Genomic DNA, 19,405 nt, shown 5'->3' with positions numbered 1-19,405 from the left:
GACTACATTGGAAACACTATTTAAAATCGATAACCCGCACCAATTACCCAAGTGCCTATTTTATAGTCACCTACTTTCGAATATTCATAAGATGCATCAATAACCCAATTTGGCATAGGGTTAAACTGCAATCCTAAACCATAAGCAGCAGAGGTCTTACTCTCTTTATATTCAACGTCATAGCCCAATACAGCAGCATTACCCTTTGCCTCTTCCTTTCCGTGTGCAGCACCAACCAGACCGTATACACTCACGTATTCATTAAAGCGGTATGTAGGGCCAACCATCAGAGAATAATAATCTAAATCATCCGTACCAACTTTGCTGCCATAATCGTAGATATCATAACCCTGATGTGTCAGCGTGAATGACCCAATAACACCAAAATTATCATCCAGCTCGTAGCGATATTTCAGGTTAAAGCCTTTTGGGTTTTCATCAAGCTTTTCACCATCAAATTTCACATGACTTTGAGCATAACCACCAGAAATCGTGTGTTCACCGGCATTTGCTGCAAATGTGAATACAGATAAACCAACTGCCACTGCTGAGGCTATCAATGCCTTTTTCATTGGAACGTCCTAAATAGTTATTGTACAAGTAATAATGATTTTGCTTTGTTAAAATATACTTATCGAAAAACAAAATGTAACGTGGTATTAAATACTTAATATTCCAATCACATTGTTTTTTAACAAGAAATTTTAAAATAAAACAGGTATTCAGGATCTGATATCTCAAATAATAGAAGAATAACGGTCAATAATCATACGTTTAGGAATCAAGAACTATTTTTTCAATTATAATTATCAATGTGATTATTTTATTTATCGTATTCACTTGTTGATCTCAATAACGCTATTATAGCTAAATAATCGTTCAATCAGACCTCACAGTGATAAAACTATGAGGCTGAAAGTTATAAACAAGTTTACGTTGTGTTAATTTACATTGTCTTAAATTTGCTATTTCAAGCTGCTATATTTTTAGCCCCACAAGATGACATAACCCTTTCACTGATTTCCTGCTCAATTTTTATTTCAAAATCAGTAAACAGCGCCTTTGGTTTTACGCTTCTATTACTTTTTTCCAGCGTTACAAAACCATGTTGGCTAAGCGTCTTTAATGTCACTGACAGATTGCTTGGTTTCCTTCCTGATAAATTAGCCAGCTCTGCGATTGTCTCCGGTTTATGCTCATTGATAAGGCGCAGAAGCGCGATATTATCACTGCTAAGTACTTGGGCAAGAGCAATCATGGAAGTAAACCAAATCTTAGGCTCATCAGGTTGAACAACATATTCACCTTTAATAATAGCCAATGTGCGCTTGCGTATAAGTTCTTCATTCATCACGCCAATGAGTGCTTTCATCGTATTACCCTCTTTTTTCGCGTTCAGCGATAATTTCATCAATTTTAGTAAAGAAATCCTCAATTAACTGATATGCAGAAGTAAATTCATATGGAACACCCTTATCTATAGGGTTTCAAGACGTCCAAACCTGAATCCGATTGCATTACTAAAACCTCCTTGTTGTTATGATCTAATCATATGTCTTTGTTTAATGAAATTCAAGCTAGCAAGCAACTGTAAATTATTATCTTTTCATGTAATTCGAGTACCATTCAGGCTTACTTTGGATCATTCGTACCGCAAAATAGAGATCGGGCACCACAATCAGATCGTCATCACTACTTTTCAGTTTATTCTGTCTTATCCAGCGAGTAAGTTCTGTCCGGCGCCCGGCAAGCACCAATGTGATATCTCTTCCTTTCAATTCACTAATCAACTCATCAATAGCGGCAAATACGCTGACATCATCGTAGGTAAAACTCACAGCCGCATCGACAACCAACCAACCCGGACGTTTTTGCGTCTTGTTAAGTTTTTGAATCCTGTCAACATGCTGTAACACCCGCTTTTTAAAATAGCTGACATTGAAATAAGTCAATGGTGAATTAAACCGATACATCATCACACCATCTATTGGCTTAATATCATTGCCATGGTTAATTGAATGAATCATTCCTTGGTCATTCACCCCTAAGAGCTGATCTGTCGGGCGGAATATAATTCGCAAAAACTGTAATAAACCAAGCAGAACGGCGAAACCAACACCGTTAATCAAGCCAACCACCAGCACGGCAATTAATGTAAATAGTGATAAAGTAAATGCCTGATGATTTCTTTTCCTCAGTGACCAGATCCGCCGTAAGCCCAACAGTGACGATGCCGAATAAATCAGCACCACACCAAGAGATGACAACGGGATATAAGCCAGGAAACAGGTCATAAATAACAAAACCAGCAAAATAATGGTCGCTGCGATAACAGAGACCAATTGCGTTTTCCCACCAATCGCATCATTAACCGCAGTACGACTGCTGGCAGCACTGACAGCAAATCCTTGTGATAAAGCAGAAGCAATGTTCGCAATGCCTAAGGCCCTAAGTTCACAATCTGCATCAATCTGATAACCGTTTTTACTGGCGAAGCTACGGGCCGTCATCATAAAACTGACAAAACTGATAACAGCAAGGTTCAACGATGGAATAACCAGCTCACGCATAATGCCTGGCTGGAAATCGGGCATTGGCACAACAGGTAATCCCCCACCGCTGACACTACCAACAATCTGAATGCCATATTTTTCCAGATCAAATTGCCAGCTTATATAAGTCGCTAATACCATTGCCAACAAAGGCCCCGGCCAAGTCGGACGCAAGAAACGTACAGTGAGCAAAATTAATACTATAGCAACAGACATTGCTAACGTCGGTAAATGTGTACTCATGAGCTTGACAGGTAATGCGATCACCCGTTCAATCAATCCCGCCGGAACGCCAGCAAAACCAAAGACTTTAGCTAGCTGATCCACAATGATTGTCAATGCAACACCGTTCATTAATCCTTTCAGGATCGGTTTGGAAAGAAAATCAGCAAACGCGCCTAATCGGAAGTGACTGGCGAGAACACACCATATCCCGGTCATTAAGGTCATGACGATCGTGAGCTGCCAGCGTACATCTTCATTATCAAAAACCAATGGCGCGACAGCCGCTGCAATAACGGCACACGTTGCGGCATCTGGCCCGACAATCAACTGCCTTGAAGTACCAAATAGTGCATAAGCGAACATAGGTAAAATGCATGCATAAAGACCAATAATTGCACTTATTCCCATCAATTCGGCGTAAGCAATAGCAACGGGCAGAGCAACTGCGGCAACAGAAAGCCCAGCTCTTAAATCATGACTAAACCATTCCTTGCGATAATGAGAAAAATTACCCAACCCTGGCATCCAACGCTGTAGTTTTTTCCACTGCATCTGGTTTATGCCCTCTTATTTTTCAACGGGTTTTCGTTATAATGCTGCGTTATATGTTCACTGACAACCGGAAGTTAATTACGCCGCTCTTTATGGTAAAATTGTGCGAAACCGATCGATAAAAACCTTTTTTATTGAACGATATAGCCTATGGATTTCAAGATGCATCGCGACGGCCAGGGAGTGAATCCCCGGGAGCATAGGTAACTATGTGACCGGGGTGAGCGAGTGCAGCCAACAAAGAGGCAACTTGAAAGATAACGGGTATAAAACCATACTGTTGCTGCCAGTCCATCATTATCGGATGATAATCAAATGCCGGAATTACAATAGGTTCAAATATGAAACAACTTTTAGACTTTCTACCTCTAGTCGTCTTTTTTGTCGTATACAAAATGTATGACATTTTCTACGCTTCCGGGGCGTTGATCGCCGCCACCGGTTTAGCTGTCGCTATTACTTATTCCATCTACCGGAAAGTAGAGAAAGCCTCCCTGATCACTTTTATCATGGTTGCTGTTTTCGGTACGTTAACTTTAGCTTTCCATAGTGATCTATTTATTAAATGGAAAGTCACTGTAATCTATGCATTATTCGCATTAGCTTTGCTAGGCAGCCAGTGGTTTATGAAAAAACCACTCATTCAGAAAATGCTAGGAAAAGAGTTAATTTTACCCGATCTTGTTTGGAATAAGCTCAATATGGCATGGGCGCTGTTTTTTACAGCCTGTGCGCTGGCTAATATTTATGTCGCATTCTGGTTACCACAAGATGTCTGGGTTAACTTTAAAGTATTTGGTCTGACTGCCCTGACTCTGGTTTTCACCGTGCTCAGTGTAGTATATATTTATCGTCACCTGCCACGCGAACAGAAGTAACCTTATTCAAATGGATACCTGCCTGCTATCGTCTGTAGGCAGGTATTGTTTTTTCATCAAATAAAGTAAAGTTTTCAATGACACAACAACAATTACCTAACGGAGAGTTAGTCCTCCGCACACTGGCTATGCCCGCTGATACCAACGCCAATGGAGATATTTTTGGTGGATGGTTAATGTCACAAATGGATATTGGTGGTGCAATTCTGGCAAAAGAAATTGCGGAAGGCCGTGTTGTCACTGTCAGAGTAAATGGTATTACTTTCCTGAAACCTGTTGCCGTTGGTGATGTCGTCTGCTGCTATGCGCATTGTCTCAAAACCGGTAACAGTTCGATTACCATCAACATCGAAGTCTGGGTGAAGAAAGTCGCCTCTGAACCTGTCGGTCAACGCTATCGTGCAACCGAAGCGATATTCACTTATGTTGCGGTTAATGAAGATAATACCTCACGTCGGTTACCAGAAGGTAAAACCCAGTTCCAACTCGCTAGCAGTACCAGCGAATAAACATTAATGGAAAAAGGAGCATGTTAATAATGCTCCTTTTTTATTTGCATTTCCCCGACAATCAGGATTGAGATATACCCGTAATTTTAAATTCGACGGTTGTGATATAACCCATCGCGGGTATTTTTTCAAAGCGCCATTTTCTCATCGCTTTTTTCACCTCCCTTTCAAAAACATTGGGTGGATTAGCGCCAATCACTTCTATATTTTTTACCCGTCCGTCTTCATCAATATCATATTTGACTTTCACATAACCTTCGGTGCCCAATGCTGAAGCTCTGGATGGGTAGACAGGTAACGCTTTACTTAATGCTCTTGGCCCATTCTGCGGTTTAACCACCGGTTTATTCTGATTATTATCAGTACGGTTAGCCAATGCATTCTGATTAAACAACGGCTTTTCCGGTTGTTCAGCCCTCTTTTCAACGGGTTCAGATTGCTTTTTAACAACCTTTTTCTTCACTTCCGGTTTCGGCTTCTTCACCTCTGGTTTTGGAATTACCGGCTCTGGAACAGGTTCCGGCTCCTCTGGCTCTGACTCAGGTTCTGGTGCTGCCGGCTCTGAAACAGGAGTTTCCTCGGCAGCTAACTGAATCATAGCAACAGACATAAGTGCAGCATCAGGCTGCTTTTCCTGTATTGCAGAACAAAAAAGTGCGGCAGCAACAGAAACGTGTAAACAAACTGACAACAATATTGGCCAATGTATCCAGCGCATAAGGGAATTCTTGATTAGCAGCATAATAGTCAATCCTCGAATGACTGCTAGTTTAAATGCAAATAGCAATCATATTCAATAAAGATTGTAGGTGAGCGTGAATATAAGGCCAAAAATATTATTTTTTCAATGTATCCATTCGCCATGCTGAACAAACAATAAAGCTCGACGCTGCTTATAACCATCTAATTTACGTAGTGAATAAATACGCAAATTACGTCTTGACTGCCCTTCCAGCCAACGGCGACGGCGGTTGAAATTCTGGCGCAATATCCGCCACCGCCCTACTTCATTCCGACTACGTTTCATAAAACCTACCTATAAAAACATCACGCTCATTATAAGCCTTTAAAAAAGATATCCAAGGCGTATCTGGATAGTACTTTTTATATCAATAATGCGAAATGACCAATATCAAGTATGATGCTTGCAGTATATTTGCCGATTTTTTGGTAAATTCACCAAGTTAATTAGATCGTTTATAGCTTGAGTCTTGAGGAAACCATGTTAAACGCCACCAAAGATGTCTGAACAAAACAGGATTGATTGCCTAATATGACAACCTTTTATTCCGTCCTAAGTTGGCTTGCTATTTTCTTTTATTGGCTGATTGTTGCCAGTATCACCTTACGCATTCTGATAAAACGCCGGCCTGTCACTTCTGCCATGACCTGGCTGCTGATTATTTATATCCTACCCTTAGTTGGAATCATCGCTTACCTGTCATTTGGTGAGCTGCATTTGGGAAAACGCAGAGTTGAACAAGCAAAAGCCATGTGGCCTTCAACAACCGTATGGCTTGAAGAATTGCGCAAATCTCGTCATATCTTCGCTACAGAAAATAGCGAAGTCGCGACACCGCTATTCCAGCTTTGCGAACGACGGCAAGGGCTTGCCGGTGTTAAAGGTAACAAGATCCAACTACTGACAACCTACGACCATTCACTAAAAACCATTATCAAAGATATTGAGAATGCCAAACACAGTATTGATATGGTGTTTTACATCTGGCAAACCGGCGGCTTGGTTGAACAAGTGACGGATGCTCTTATGGCCGCAGCACACCGAGGAGTCAGATGCCGTATTATGGTGGATTCAGCCGGTAGCTGGTTATATTGCCGTAGCCAATACCCGGATATCATGCGCAAGGCGGGAATTGAATTTGTTGAAGCTTTGCGAGTCAATATATTCCGTTTATTTCTACGCCGTATGGATCTGCGCCAGCATCGTAAAATTATCTTGATAGATAATTATATCTCTTATGCCGGCAGTATGAATATGGTCGATCCACGCTTCTTTAAACAAGATGCCGGCGTTGGGCAATGGATCGACATCATGGTGCGAATGGAAGGGCCGGTTACCACGACTATGGGGGTTATTTACGCTTGTGACTGGGAAATGGAAACAGGTCAGCGTATCTTTCCGCCATCACCAGATAACAATATCATGCCATTTGAACAGGCCAGCGGACACACAACTCAGATTATTGCATCCGGCCCCGGATTCCCTGAGGAATTGATTCAACAATCTTTAATGACGGCTATTTTCTCTGCTCGTAAGCAACTGATTTTAACTACCCCTTATTTTGTTCCCAGTGATGACCTGACAAATGCTATTTGCACCGCAGCCTTACGAGGGGTTGAAGTTATTGTTATCGTTCCACGCAGAAACAATTTCTTCTTAATTCGTTGGGCAAGCCGGGCATTTTTTGCTGAACTATTAAACGCCGGTGTTAAGATTTACCAGTTTGAAGATGGATTGCTACATACCAAAAGCGTTTTAGTTGATGGTCAACTCAGTATGGTGGGTTCCGTTAATCTTGATATGCGTAGCCTGTGGCTAAATTTCGAAATTACCGTGGTTATTGATGATGAAAACTTTGGTCATGATCTGACGCTGGTGCAATACGATTATATCGCCCATTCCACATTGCTGGAAATCAATGAGTGGGAACAACGCCCTTTGTGGCATCGGATTATTGAGCGTATTTGTTACTTTTTTAGTCCACTACTGTGATCAATACCCTCGTCTTTACAAGACGGGGGTATCAATCAAGACTTCATCATGTTTTAATTCTTCATCACGACCCACAAATAAATCAATATGGACAACAGATCCTCACAAACTATGGATTTAGATCTCAATAATCGAATGACAGAAGATGAAACCCTTGAGAAAGCCTATGACATCTTTCTTGAACTGGCTTCGTTCAACCTTGATCCCGCTGATATTCTGCTATTTAGCTTGCAATTCGAAATACGTGGCGGCGCAGAATTACTGCCCCTTTCTGATGAGTGGCTTGAACACGTGGATTTCAATCCAAACCCCGATTTTTTTGCCGAAGTCATTATCGGGCTAGCAGAATCTGAAGATGCTGAGATCAACGATGTTTTTGCCCGTATCCTCATTTGCCGGGAAAAATCTCACCTGATTTACCATATTTTGTGGAAAGAGTGAAAAATTAAAGTCAGTTATTTTGATCTGCTCTTTTTTCCGCAAAAAGTGAGAGCTACCCGTTTTAATGCAGGTCTGAATCCTGATATAAAATCCCAAAAGTAACTCTCACATTGAATGTCTTACAAAGTTCCTCAATAACTACAATTGATTAACCTTAACGACAATCGATCAATCTTAACTACAATCAATCTTAACTACAATGGATCAACCTTCAAACAAGACACGGCATGGCGGAAACTCCCCTCCATCAATGGCCGAGTTTTAGCACATTCAGGATCTGCCATTGGGCAACGAGTACGGAAAACACATCCTGAAGGCGGGTTGATAGGTGACGGTAATTCACCTTCCAGCAATTCAATGTGTTTATTTCGTTCCTTATCTGGATCAGGCACTGGCACGGCTGACATCAACGCCTTGGTATAAGGATGTTGTGGATTATGGTAAACCTCATCATAAGTCCCCAACTCCACCGCATGCCCAAGGTACATCACCAATACACGGTCAGATATGTGTTTAACCACCGCCAGATCATGGGCGATAAAAATCAGCGACAGCCCCATTTCCCGTTGTAATTTTTGCAACAAGTTAACTACCTGAGCCTGAATGGATACATCAAGCGCGGATACCGGCTCATCACAAATCACCAATTTAGGCTCAAGGATAAGTGCACGAGCAATTCCAATACGCTGACATTGACCACCAGAGAATTCGTGCGGATAACGGTTAATCAAATTCGGTAATAACCCAACTTTCATCATCATGGCTTTTACCCGCTCTTTAATTTCCAGCCCTTTCATCTTCGGATGATAAGTGCGCAGTGGCTCAGCGATAATATCGCCAATCGTCATTCGCGGGTTTAAGGATGCTAATGGGTCCTGGAATATCATCTGGATATCACTACGAATATCCCGCCACTGTTTATCATCCATATCCAGCAGGCTTCTTCCCAACCAAGTTACTGAACCACCGGAAGACTTAACCAATCCGATAATTGCACGAGCAAAAGTCGACTTACCGCAACCGGACTCACCAACCACACCAAGGGTTTCCCCTTCGTATAACCTTAATGTAACGCCATCAACCGCTTTCAAAGTTTTTGTTGGTTGCCAGAACCATTGTTTACCATCTTTAATATCAAAGTGAACTTTCAGATCTGCTACTTCCAGCAGCACACGTCTTTCTTCAATCGGACTCATACCAATTCCCCCGGTGCTTTAAAACAAGCTCGCAAACGCCCGTTGCCAAATGTCTCTAACCTTGGTTCACAATTTACACAACGGTCTACTGAAAACTGGCAGCGTGGCTGGAACGGACACCCTTTCGGCAACCGTAATAAGTTAGGTGGATTTCCGGGAATGGTCGTCAATGATACTTCATCACCATCAAGACGCGGAACAGCATTAAGCAGGCCAATAGAATAAGGATGGGTTGGTTGATAAAATACTTCACGGGCCGAACCATATTCCATCGTTCTCCCCGCATACATCACCAACACTTTGTCACAAATACCAGCAACCACCCCTAAATCGTGAGTAATCATAATAATTGCAGTATTAAATTCCCGTTTCAGCTCATTCAGTAAAGTCATAATCTGAGCCTGAACCGTGACATCAAGTGCGGTTGTCGGTTCGTCAGCAATCAACAATTTTGGTCGGCATAACAACGCCATTGCGATCATCACACGCTGACGCATCCCACCAGAAAATTCATGAGGATACATCCGCATTCGCTTAAGTGCTTCTGGCATTTTGACGGCATCCAGCATCCGTATCGATTCAAGGTATGCCTCACTTTTACTCATATGCTTATGCAACATCAATACTTCTGTCAGTTGATCGCCGATACGCATATAGGGATTGAGAGATGTCATTGGGTCCTGAAATATCATTGATATCTCTTCCGCTCTCATGCGATTAAGCGCTTTCTCTTCAAGGTTAAGAATTTCCCTGCCATTAAAAATAGCGGAACCGCCAATTTTGCCATTTCTGGCCAGTAGCCCCATCAAAGCAAAAGCGGTTTGTGATTTTCCAGAACCAGATTCACCCACAATTCCTAGTGTTTCCCCCGCTCGTAAATCAAAATTCAGCTTGTTCACTGCGGTAACATCCCCATCCGGGGTACTAAAAGTCACGTCCAACTCTTTAACAATTAACAACGGCTCAGAACTTTTCTGGTTTTTAACGCTGTCCATGTTACCTCCTTAACGATCTTTCGGATCGAGGGCATCACGCAAGCCATCGCCGATAAAGTTAAAACAAAACAGTGTCACCACCAGAAAACCGGCAGGAAACATCAGCAACCACGGGGAAACTTCCATCGAATTCGCACCATCACTTAACAATGCGCCCCAACTGCTTAACGGCTCTTGAGTTCCCAATCCCAGAAAGCTAAGAAATGATTCAAACAAAATCATGCTTGGCACTAATAAAGATGCATAAACCACCACCACTCCCAATACATTAGGAACAATATGGCGCAGCACAATATGACGGGTTGGCACACCACACACCAACGCCGCTTCAATAAACTCCTTACGTTTCAAGCTCAGTGTCTGACCTCGGACAATACGCGCCATATCCAACCATGACACCATGCCGATAGCGACAAATATCAGAAAAATATTCTGTCCGAAGAAGGTCACCAGCAGGATCACAAAGAACATAAATGGAAATGAATTCAAAATTTCCAGCAGACGCATCATGACTGAATCTATTTTTCCCCCCAGATAGCCGGATAATGATCCATATAAGGTTCCGACGACTACCGCAATCAAAGCAGCAGACACCCCAACCATCAATGAAATACGCCCTCCAATGGCAACACGCACCAGCAAATCACGACCGGAAGAATCGGTACCAAAATAGTGACCTGATTCAGAATCAGGCGGCATCGACATCATGGCCCAATCAGTATCGTCATAGGTGAATTGAGCTAACATCGGCGCCAGGATCACAAACAAGGTAATCAAAGATAACAGGCACAAACTGGCAATCGCTGCCCGATTGTGAATAAAACGACGCCGTGCATCCTGCCACAAACTACGGCCTTCAATTTCTAATTGCTCAGAGAAATTTTCCAAAGCTTCGCTGTTTTGTTTATTAACTATCATTGCGTGCTCCAATCTTAATAACGAATCTTCGGATCGATAACCGCGTACAACACATCAACAATCGCATTGAACAGAATAGTCAAACTACCAACTAAAATAGTCAGACTTAACACTAACGAATAGTCACGGTTTAATGCGCCATTAACAAACAACTGCCCTATTCCCGGCAACCCAAAGATCGTTTCAATCACCATCGAACCAGTAATAATGCCGACAAAAGCAGGCCCCATATAAGAGATAACCGGCAACAATGCGGGCTTTAAAGCATGACGGAAAATAATGATGCGCAATGGCAACCCTTTGGCTCGCGCAGTACGAATAAAGTTAGAGTGCAACACTTCTATCATCGAACTACGGGTAATACGGGAGATACTAGCGATATAGGCCAAAGAGAGTGCTACCATCGGTAAAATCATATATTTAGGCGCACCGCCATTCCAGCCGCCTCCCGGCAACCATTTAAGATGAATAGCGAACCCCAGCACCAGTAACGGCGCTACGACAAACCCCGGGATAACAACCCCCGTCATGGCGAACCCCATAACCGTATAATCCCATTTGGTATTTTGATTAAGTGCGGCAATAACCCCGGCGCTGACCCCCAACACAACTGCCATAATAAATGCCGCAGCACCTAACCTGGCAGATACCGGAAATGCCACGGCGACCAGATCATTAACGGTGTAGTCCTTATATTTAAACGAAGGCCCAAAATCTCCTTTAGTGAGTTGAATTAAGTAATCAAAATATTGTTTATAAATTGGGTCATTCAAATGATATTTCGCTTCAATGTTTGCCATCACTTCTGGTGGCAATTTCCGCTCACCGGTAAATGGGCTACCTGGTGCCAACCGCATCATGAAAAACGAAATAGTGATAAGAATAAAAAGTGTCGGGATAGCCTCTAAACAACGGCGTAGAATAAACTTAAGCATTGCCCGTTCCTATGTATTGGCCCTTAACCCTGGCCTTAAAATAATTTGACACTAAAGCAGCCCTTTCCGGGCTGCTTTACAACGATTATTGTTTGATAATATAAAAATCTTTGGTGTGTAAATTATCCAAAGGATCTTTTCCTGTATAGCCACCAACATAGGGCTTCACTAACCGGGTATTTACATAGTAATAGAGAGGGACAATAGCCGAATCTTTATCTAACTGCGCTTCTGCTTGCTGGTAAACAGCAGCACGTTCATCATCTGTTGCCACTTTCAGAGATTGTTTCATCAGCTTATCAAACTCATCACTCTTATAATGAGCCGTGTTATTACTACTATAAGAAAGCATTGAATTCAGGAATGAAGAAGGTTCGTTGTAATCGGCACACCAGCCAGCACGGGCTACGTCATAATTCCCTTGATGTCGAGTATCAAGGAAAGTTTTCCACTCTTGGTTTTCTAAACGAACATCAACACCCAAATTTTTCTTCCAGATTGAAGCTACGGCGATTGCAATTTTTTTATGTAGATCAGAGGTGTTATAAAGCAGGTTAAACTTCAGTGGATTGTCTTTAGTATAACCGGCTTCAGCCAGTAATTTTTTGGCTTCCTGATTGCGTTGTTCCTGACTCCAACCAGTAAACCACACTGGTTTCATCTCTTTCATACCATCTGTGACCGGCGGTGTATAACCAGAAGCCGGGATATCACCCTGTGCTTTTACTTTATTGGTCACAATGTCGCGGTCCATAGACAGTTTCAGTGCGGTACGAACGCGGGGATCATTAAATGGGGGTTTTTCGTTATTAATTTCGTAATAATAAGTACATAATTGTGGGTTAATGTGCAGCTCGTTCGGGATCTCTTTTTTCAGTTTCTGGAATAGCTCAATCGGTAAATTAGTATGACTCATATCAATTTCACCACTGCGATAGCGGTTGACATCCGTGACCTCTGACGAAATTGGCAAGAAAGTAACCTGATCAATAACGGTATTCTTGTTATCCCAGTATGTCGGACTGCGTTCCATCACAATACGTTCGTTAACTACCCAATTTTTCAGTTTATAAGCCCCATTACCGACAAAACTCTGTGGCTGAGTCCATTTTTCGCCATATTTTTCTACCGTGGCTTTATGCACCGGTGACATTGAAGAGTGGGCTAAAAGTCTTGGCAGATAAGGAACCGCTTCGCTCAATGTAAGCTGCAATGTATAGTCATCCAGCGCCTTTACTCCCAAAGTATCTGGTTTCTTTTTACCACTGATGATGTCATCAATATTGGTGATATGGGCATACTGGAGGTAACTTTCATAGGGAGAAGCAGTATTAGGATCGGCCAGACGTTGCCAACTGTAAACAAAATCATGAGCCGTGACAGGATCACCATTAGACCACTTAGCATCTTTACGCATATGGAATGTCCAGACGGTAAAGTCTTTATTTTCCCAACTGGTCGCAGAACCTGGCAAAATTTCGCCATTCGGACCAACGATGACAACACCTTCAAACAGATCGCGTGCCAAATGTGATTCTGGCACTCCTTCAATCTTATGCGGGTCTAACGATTGCGGTTCAGAGCCGTTATTACGGACTAAAACCTGTTTATCAGCTAATTGAACACCATCAGGCACTTTTGCAGCAAAGACCTGACTCGCCATTACCATACTCAGTGCAGCGCTGATGCTGACAGTAAGTAGTCTCTTTTTCGTTGTGTTTATCATCTTTTTCTACTCCAATTTTATACCGTCAGATTTGTTATCAGCCGACGGCCCAGAAATAAAGGGTGGATTACCACCTGCATACAAAAGGAACGATTTTGTTTGCAGGGTCTAGTAACTCTTTTGAATAAAGCTACTGTCTAATTTTTTATCATATACAGTCGCTTAATATCCATATAATCCAATGGGTCTTTCCCTGAAAACCCTCCCACTGATGGGCTAACAAGCCGTACACTCACCCGGTAATAAACGGGAATCAGCACCGAGTCTTTATCCAATTGAAACTCGGCTTGTTGGTATAATTTCTTACGCTCAATAGCATCCTTAGCGATTAATGCCTGTTCCAGATAGCTATCAAAATTTTTATTCTGATAAAAAGTCGTGTTATTGCTGCTGTCTGACAACAACATGTTTAAAAATGCGGTAGGTTCATTGTAATCAGCACACCAGGTCGCTCTGGTCACCTCATAATTCCCTTGATGGCGGCTTTCAAGAGAAGTTTTCCATTCCTGATTCTGCAAAATCACATCCGCTCCCAGATTCTTTTTCCACATGGAAGCGGCAGCAATAGCCTGTTGTTTATTTTGCTCAGAGGTGTTGTACAACAATGTGAACTTCAATGGATTCGCCTGATTGAAACCGGCTTGGGCTAACAATTCTTTGGCGCGTTTATTGCGTTGCTCTTGTGTCCAATTAGCCCATTCTGGCTTAGCGAAATCGCCACCACCGATAAATGTTGGCGTGAAACCATAAGCCGGTATTTGCCCCTGACCCATAATTTTTCCAGCGATAATATCCCGGTCGAGACTTAATTTGACGGCTTCGCGGACTCTAACATCAGTAAACGGCGGTTTTTTATTGTTAATTTCGTAATAAAACGTACAAAGATAAGGACTGACACGAATCTGTTCAGGGAGCTCTTTTTTCATTTTCTGATACAGATTCGGCGGAATGGAGCTGTTGGTAATATTTATCTCTCCGCTACGATAGCGGTTTATATCACTGGTTTCGGAATGAAGGGGTAAAAGCGTCGCTTGATCAATAACTGTTTTTGCATTGTTCCAATATTGCGGGTTGCGTTCGATCACTATCCGCTCATTGACCACCCACTCTTTTAACAGATACGCCCCATTACCCACATAGTTTTCTGGTAGCGTCCATTTATTACCTAACTTTTCGACCACATCCTTTTTGACGGGTTTCATTGCCGTATGACTGAGCATACTGACGAAATAAGGCACAGGATGCGTCAGAGTCACCTGTAAACGATGATCATCCAGCGCTTTTACGCCCAACTGATCAGGCGATTTTTTACCCTTTAGAACATCACTAATATTTTCAACGTAAGCATATTGAAGATAGCTGGCATAAGGTGAACCCACTTTTGGGTCAGATAACCGTTGCCAGCTATAGACAAAATCGTGGGCAGTGACGGGCGTTCCATCACTCCATTTAGCATTATCACGCAGGTAAAAAGTCCATACCTTGTAATCCTGATTTTCCCAATGGGTCGCAACGCCTGGCACAACTTCTCCCTCAGAACCCATCCTCACTAACCCTTCCAGGAGATTAAGAATAATATTGCTTTCTGGTACACCTTCAACTTTATGTGGATCAAGCGAGGCAACTTCGGTGCCATTATTAATAATAATTTGTTGTTTATCCGCAAGTTTCACACCATCTGGAAGTTCAACGGCAGACACGGCGGTAACAGGAAATGCTGATAATAAAAATATACAGGAAATAAACTTATGTAATTTTAATTGTTTAATCTTCATTTTTTACCTCCAGTTTGATGGACCGGTTCATTCCACATATCCCATCAAGGCCGGTATCTTCACATTATTTAGCCCAAAGTAACGGATTAAATATTAAAGGCAACTTATCATATCGATTGTTAAAATATCGCTCTCATATTGTAAAAATCATCCTTACAAACAACTTAGTACGACTTATTACATTAATTGATAAAACATCCCAAAGTTCATTATAACAAGTTGATATATATAGCATTATTAACTTAGAACTTAAATAAAATAGTAAACAAAGCGAGACCAAAGATGAAAATAAACATAATTTTAACAAATTGCAATCAATGCAAATTAAAAACCTACATTCATCACAAAACAGTGGTGGAAGCAACCAGTTACACATCGAACTAACAGGAAAGAATCATTTAGAAAAATATTAGGTTATTTGTATAAAATTCAGGAAGTACCGGTAAAAGAAGGGAGAAAAGCCTATGAAATAGGCTTTATAATAAAAATGATAAGAATATTATAATTTGTAATTTCACTAGAATGAAAACTAACACCTTTTATCGTAAATCATATCAAAGCAACCCTGGGAATAGCGCTCTGATCCCTGTCACAATCAGTTCAATTCCCAAAGACATCAATAGCAGTCCCATAATTCGGGTGATAACGTTAATGCCTGTTTGTCCTCTCCAAGTTTACCGTTAATCATCGACATCGCGATGGTCACAACCAAAATCCCACCGGCAATACGAAAAGAGTCAATGGAAATGCCAAACATACGTAGTATCGAGTCAGGCAGATCCAGCAGTAAGTCACCCACAAAGAACCCCTATTGAATTACGCTGTGTTGTTAAAAACATTCTCATGATTGCTCTCCCAAAAATCATGGAAAACTTAATTTTTTCTTCACCTTATACTGGCGAAGTTCTATTTTCCATCAACCACAACGTATTTTTTAATTTAAAATATCTTATATAACAAGTTGTTAACCCGATATTTTTATTAGATTAAAAATTCAACTTCTTAACGCTATTTAAACCCAATCAATAATAACTATCACTGACCCAAGCTGAAAGGAATCAGCTTGGGGATTTATGTGATTAAGATCAATATATATTTAATACCAAATGGTAACCTTTAGCTACCAAAAAATCACCAAGCTAAATAGTTTAAAAAATACTTATTCATTGATATTAAAAGATTTTTAATATTTCCAGGAGTACTTCTTTATGACTGTAACTCATGTTACTGAACTGAACGAACTCGTTGCCAGGGTAAAAAAAGCACAACGTGAATTTGCTAACTTTTCTCAGGAGCAAGTTGACAAAATCTTCCGCGCAGCGGCCCTTGCAGCGGCAGATGCACGTATCCCTTTAGCAAAATTAGCCGTAGCAGAATCCGGTATGGGCATTGTCGAAGACAAAGTAATCAAAAATCACTTTGCTTCCGAGTATATCTATAACGCTTATAAAGATGATAAAACCTGCGGCATTTTGTCTGAGGACAAAATATTCGGCACCATCACTATCGCCGAGCCTATTGGCTTAATCTGCGGTATCGTGCCAACCACCAACCCAACATCTACCGCTATTTTTAAGGCCCTCATCAGCCTAAAAACCCGTAACGGTATTATTCTCTCACCCCACCCACGCGCCAAAAAAGCAACAACCAAAGCAGCAGAATTGGTTCTATCCGCTGCGGTTGCCGCTGGTGCGCCAAAAGATATTATTGGCTGGATTGATGAACCCTCCGTTGAACTTTCCAATGCATTGATGCACCACCAAGACATCAATCTAATCCTGGCGACCGGTGGCCCAGGTATGGTAAAAGCGGCGTACAGCTCTGGTAAGCCCGCAATCGGCGTCGGTGCCGGTAACACCCCGGTTGTCATTGATGAATCAGCTGATATTAAACGTGCTGTCGCATCTATTCTGATGTCTAAAACCTTTGACAACGGCGTCATTTGCGCTTCAGAACAATCCGTTATCGTGGTGGATGCCGTTTATGATCAGATGCGTAAACGTTTCTTTACTCATGGCGGTTATCTGTTACAAGGCAAGGAACTGAAAGCTGTTCAAGATATCATTCTGAAAAACGGGAGTCTAAATGCGGAAATTGTTGGTCAATCTGCAACAAAAATTGCCGAAATGGCAGGCATTAATGTTCCTGAAAGGACCAAGATCTTGATTGGAGAAGTGAGTTTGATTGATGAAGCAGAACCCTTTGCCCACGAAAAATTGTCTCCACTTCTCGCTATGTATCGTGGCAATAGCTTTGAAGATGCCGTAGAAAAGGCAGAAAGATTGGTTGAAATGGGCGGAATTGGTCACACTTCCTGCTTGTATACCGATCAGGACAATCAGGCGGCACGAATCAAGTATTTCGGCGATAAAATGAAAACAGCTCGTATTCTCGTGAATACTCCTGCTTCTCAGGGCGGTATCGGTGATCTCTACAACTTCAAGCTTGCTCCCTCTCTGACACTAGGTTGCGGCTCTTGGGGAGGGAATTCCATCTCTGAAAATGTCGGGCCAAAACATCTCATCAATACCAAAACCGTGGCGAAAAGAGCAGAAAATATGCTGTGGCATAAACTTCCGAAATCAATTTACTTCCGTCGCGGCTCCCTGCCTGTGGCATTAGAAGAAGTTGCAACCGACGGTGCAAAACGCGCTTTTATCGTAACAGACCGTTTCTTATTTAATCATGGTTATGCTGATCAAGTCACTGATGTGCTGAAATCCCATGGGATAGAAACAGAAGTTTTCTTTGAAGTTGAAGCAGACCCTACCCTGAGCACTGTTCGTAAGGGTGCGGAACAAATGCACTCATTCAAACCGGACATCATTATTGCCCTGGGGGGAGGTTCCCCAATGGATGCGGCCAAAATTATGTGGGTGATGTATGAACACCCTGAAACTCATTTCGAAGAGCTAGCTCTACGGTTTATGGATATCCGTAAACGCATCTATAGATTCCCCAAAATGGGGGTTAAAGCGAAAATGGTCGCCATTACCACAACTTCCGGCACCGGTTCTGAAGTGACACCATTTGCCGTTGTCACTGATGATGCAACCGGTCAGAAATATCCACTGGCTGATTATGAATTGACGCCTAATATAGCTATCGTTGATGCCAATCTAGTCATGGATATGCCGAAATCACTCTGTGCTTTTGGTGGATTAGATGCCATCACTCACGCTTTGGAAGCTTATGTATCAGTCTTAGCAAACGAATACTCTGACGGACAAGCACTGCAAGCGCTAAAACTACTGAAAGAGTTCCTCCCAACCAGCTATCATGAAGGGGCCACTAACCCAGTTGCCCGTGAACGGGTTCATAATGCAGCAACTATTGCAGGGATTGCATTTGCTAATGCCTTCTTGGGGGTATGCCACTCTATGGCGCATAAACTGGGTTCTGAGTTCCATATCCCGCATGGCCTGGCTAACGCATTGCTGATTTGTAATGTTATTCGTTATAACGCTAATGATAACCCAACCAAACAGACTGCATTCAGTCAATATGATCGCCCACAGGCCCGCCGTCGTTACGCTGAAATTGCCGATCATCTCGGTTTATCTGCTACTGGTGACCATACTGTCACAAAAATTGAAAAACTGTTAGCCTGGCTGAAAGAGCTCAAGTCTGAGCTAGGTATCCCGACATCTATCCGTGAAGCGGGCATTCAAGAAGCTGACTTCTTGGCAAAAATTGATAAGTTATCTGAAGATGCCTTCGACGACCAATGTACCGGTGCTAATCCGCGCTACCCGCTGATTTCTGAGCTGAAACAATTGCTGTTGGATTCATACTATGGACGAGAATTTACAGAAACCGTTGCAACAGAAAAAAGCCAATAAGAACAAATTTATTAACTGATTAAATACCACTTAAGGGAGCTGATATCAGCTCCCTTTAACTTACCGCTGCTCTATTCTTAATACAAACTCTCAAACAGAGCACCCGACCGCTTCACAGAAAGCCTAT

Annotated in this window: 17 protein-coding genes and 1 pseudogene; 6 read left to right on the top strand and 12 right to left on the bottom strand. The window is 42.1% G+C overall.

All coding sequences use genetic code 11. The features are described from left to right. Window positions 1–20: 20 nt before the first annotated feature. From ACGF49_RS14595 to ACGF49_RS14585, 3 genes are all read right to left on the bottom strand, one after another. On the bottom strand, window positions 21–572 hold the full coding sequence (locus ACGF49_RS14595) for an Ail/Lom family outer membrane beta-barrel protein (protein ID WP_271859073.1): 552 nt from the start codon (window positions 570–572) through the stop codon (window positions 21–23). 398 nt (window positions 573–970) lie between these two features. Continuing rightward, on the bottom strand, window positions 971–1,372 hold the full coding sequence (locus tag ACGF49_RS14590; RefSeq protein WP_113041398.1) for a MarR family transcriptional regulator: 402 nt from the start codon (window positions 1,370–1,372) through the stop codon (window positions 971–973). 226 nt (window positions 1,373–1,598) lie between these two features. After that, complete coding sequence (locus ACGF49_RS14585; RefSeq protein ID WP_113041345.1) at window positions 1,599–3,329, bottom strand: SulP family inorganic anion transporter; 1,731 nt, start codon at window positions 3,327–3,329, stop codon at window positions 1,599–1,601. A 211-nt stretch (window positions 3,330–3,540) separates the two neighbouring features. Between ACGF49_RS14585 and ACGF49_RS14580 the strand changes: the two genes are divergently transcribed. From ACGF49_RS14580 to yciA, 3 genes are all read left to right on the top strand, one after another. Beyond that, window positions 3,541–3,732 (top strand): hypothetical protein, encoded by a 192-nt coding sequence (locus ACGF49_RS14580; RefSeq protein ID WP_146748059.1) that lies wholly within the window; start codon window positions 3,541–3,543, stop codon window positions 3,730–3,732. Beyond that, a complete protein-coding gene (locus ACGF49_RS14575; RefSeq protein WP_112875880.1) occupies window positions 3,671–4,207 on the top strand; it encodes a septation protein A in 537 nt (178 codons plus the stop codon). The genes ACGF49_RS14580 and ACGF49_RS14575 overlap by 62 nt, the downstream gene beginning before the upstream one ends. A 77-nt stretch (window positions 4,208–4,284) precedes the next feature. After that, a complete protein-coding gene (yciA, locus tag ACGF49_RS14570; RefSeq protein WP_113041344.1) occupies window positions 4,285–4,716 on the top strand; it encodes an acyl-CoA thioester hydrolase YciA in 432 nt (143 codons plus the stop codon). A 61-nt stretch (window positions 4,717–4,777) separates the two neighbouring features. Here the strand turns inward: yciA and tonB are convergent, their stop codons facing one another. Together tonB and ACGF49_RS14560 are read right to left on the bottom strand one after the other, a co-directional pair. Then, window positions 4,778–5,458, bottom strand: a complete 681-nt coding sequence (tonB, locus tag ACGF49_RS14565) for a TonB system transport protein TonB (RefSeq protein WP_113041343.1) — start codon at window positions 5,456–5,458, stop codon at window positions 4,778–4,780. A 102-nt stretch (window positions 5,459–5,560) separates the two neighbouring features. Next, entirely contained in the window at window positions 5,561–5,743 is a 183-nt protein-coding gene (locus ACGF49_RS14560; protein ID WP_112875877.1) for a YciY family protein, read from the bottom strand. Window positions 5,744–5,989: 246 nt separating this feature from the next. Between ACGF49_RS14560 and cls the strand changes: the two genes are divergently transcribed. Next, window positions 5,990–7,450 carry a cardiolipin synthase gene (gene cls / locus ACGF49_RS14555; RefSeq protein WP_113041342.1) on the top strand — a complete coding sequence of 487 codons (1,461 nt, stop codon included), beginning with the start codon at window positions 5,990–5,992 and terminating at the stop codon, window positions 7,448–7,450. Between the two features lie 111 nt (window positions 7,451–7,561). Continuing rightward, a complete protein-coding gene (locus ACGF49_RS14550) occupies window positions 7,562–7,891 on the top strand; it encodes an HI1450 family dsDNA-mimic protein (protein ID WP_228901988.1) in 330 nt (109 codons plus the stop codon). A gap of 194 nt (window positions 7,892–8,085) precedes the next feature. Here the strand turns inward: ACGF49_RS14550 and oppF are convergent, their stop codons facing one another. From oppF to ACGF49_RS14515, 7 genes and pseudogenes are all read right to left on the bottom strand, one after another. Further along, entirely contained in the window at window positions 8,086–9,087 is a 1,002-nt protein-coding gene (oppF, locus tag ACGF49_RS14545; RefSeq protein ID WP_113041340.1) for a murein tripeptide/oligopeptide ABC transporter ATP binding protein OppF, read from the bottom strand. After that, a complete protein-coding gene (locus ACGF49_RS14540) occupies window positions 9,084–10,082 on the bottom strand; it encodes an ABC transporter ATP-binding protein (RefSeq protein ID WP_113041339.1) in 999 nt (332 codons plus the stop codon). Before ACGF49_RS14540 ends, oppF begins: the two co-directional genes overlap by 4 nt. Before the next feature lie 9 nt (window positions 10,083–10,091). Continuing rightward, window positions 10,092–11,000, bottom strand: coding sequence for an oligopeptide ABC transporter permease OppC (oppC, locus tag ACGF49_RS14535; RefSeq protein ID WP_113041338.1), 909 nt, complete (start codon window positions 10,998–11,000; stop codon window positions 10,092–10,094). 14 nt (window positions 11,001–11,014) lie between these two features. Further along, a complete protein-coding gene (gene oppB / locus ACGF49_RS14530; protein ID WP_228901969.1) occupies window positions 11,015–11,935 on the bottom strand; it encodes an oligopeptide ABC transporter permease OppB in 921 nt (306 codons plus the stop codon). An 85-nt stretch (window positions 11,936–12,020) separates the two neighbouring features. Beyond that, the gene (oppA, locus tag ACGF49_RS14525) at window positions 12,021–13,661 is read right to left on the bottom strand and encodes an oligopeptide ABC transporter substrate-binding protein OppA (RefSeq protein ID WP_228901968.1); all 1,641 of its coding nucleotides are present in this window, start codon (window positions 13,659–13,661) and stop codon (window positions 12,021–12,023) included. Window positions 13,662–13,798: 137 nt separating this feature from the next. Further along, window positions 13,799–15,436, bottom strand: a complete 1,638-nt coding sequence (locus ACGF49_RS14520) for an ABC transporter substrate-binding protein (RefSeq protein ID WP_349010410.1) — start codon at window positions 15,434–15,436, stop codon at window positions 13,799–13,801. 554 nt (window positions 15,437–15,990) lie between these two features. Next, window positions 15,991–16,220: pseudogene (locus ACGF49_RS14515) on the bottom strand (MarC family protein); the annotation flags it as partial. 424 nt (window positions 16,221–16,644) lie between these two features. Here ACGF49_RS14515 and adhE point away from each other — a divergent pair. Further along, window positions 16,645–19,278 (top strand): bifunctional acetaldehyde-CoA/alcohol dehydrogenase, encoded by a 2,634-nt coding sequence (gene adhE, locus ACGF49_RS14510; RefSeq protein WP_113041334.1) that lies wholly within the window; start codon window positions 16,645–16,647, stop codon window positions 19,276–19,278. The last annotated feature ends 127 nt before the right edge of the window (window positions 19,279–19,405 follow it).

The organism is Photorhabdus sp. RM96S, from assembly GCF_042879335.1.
Taxonomy (GTDB): Bacteria; Pseudomonadota; Gammaproteobacteria; order Enterobacterales; family Enterobacteriaceae; genus Photorhabdus; species Photorhabdus kayaii.
Note: the sequence above shows the minus strand (reverse complement) of the source record. Positions and strands in the feature narration are given on the sequence as shown.

What these genes read in the sequence shown, in the direction of transcription:
- ACGF49_RS14595 (WP_271859073.1), bottom strand. Translation starts at nt 572, where the DNA reads ATGAAAAAGGCATTGATAGCCTCAGCAGTGGCAGTTGGTTTATCTGTA.
- oppB (WP_228901969.1), bottom strand. Translation starts at nt 11,935, where the DNA reads ATGCTTAAGTTTATTCTACGCCGTTGTTTAGAGGCTATCCCGACACTT.
- ACGF49_RS14540 (WP_113041339.1), bottom strand. Translation starts at nt 10,082, where the DNA reads ATGGACAGCGTTAAAAACCAGAAAAGTTCTGAGCCGTTGTTAATTGTT.
- ACGF49_RS14590 (WP_113041398.1), bottom strand. Translation starts at nt 1,372, where the DNA reads ATGAAAGCACTCATTGGCGTGATGAATGAAGAACTTATACGCAAGCGC.
- cls (WP_113041342.1), top strand. Translation starts at nt 5,990, where the DNA reads ATGACAACCTTTTATTCCGTCCTAAGTTGGCTTGCTATTTTCTTTTAT.
- oppF (WP_113041340.1), bottom strand. Translation starts at nt 9,087, where the DNA reads ATGAGTCCGATTGAAGAAAGACGTGTGCTGCTGGAAGTAGCAGATCTG.
- oppA (WP_228901968.1), bottom strand. Translation starts at nt 13,661, where the DNA reads ATGATAAACACAACGAAAAAGAGACTACTTACTGTCAGCATCAGCGCT.
- adhE (WP_113041334.1), top strand. Translation starts at nt 16,645, where the DNA reads ATGACTGTAACTCATGTTACTGAACTGAACGAACTCGTTGCCAGGGTA.
- ACGF49_RS14575 (WP_112875880.1), top strand. Translation starts at nt 3,671, where the DNA reads ATGAAACAACTTTTAGACTTTCTACCTCTAGTCGTCTTTTTTGTCGTA.
- ACGF49_RS14585 (WP_113041345.1), bottom strand. Translation starts at nt 3,329, where the DNA reads ATGCAGTGGAAAAAACTACAGCGTTGGATGCCAGGGTTGGGTAATTTT.
- ACGF49_RS14550 (WP_228901988.1), top strand. Translation starts at nt 7,562, where the DNA reads ATGGATTTAGATCTCAATAATCGAATGACAGAAGATGAAACCCTTGAG.
- oppC (WP_113041338.1), bottom strand. Translation starts at nt 11,000, where the DNA reads ATGATAGTTAATAAACAAAACAGCGAAGCTTTGGAAAATTTCTCTGAG.
- ACGF49_RS14520 (WP_349010410.1), bottom strand. Translation starts at nt 15,436, where the DNA reads ATGAAGATTAAACAATTAAAATTACATAAGTTTATTTCCTGTATATTT.
- yciA (WP_113041344.1), top strand. Translation starts at nt 4,285, where the DNA reads ATGACACAACAACAATTACCTAACGGAGAGTTAGTCCTCCGCACACTG.
- tonB (WP_113041343.1), bottom strand. Translation starts at nt 5,458, where the DNA reads ATGCTGCTAATCAAGAATTCCCTTATGCGCTGGATACATTGGCCAATA.
- ACGF49_RS14560 (WP_112875877.1), bottom strand. Translation starts at nt 5,743, where the DNA reads ATGAAACGTAGTCGGAATGAAGTAGGGCGGTGGCGGATATTGCGCCAG.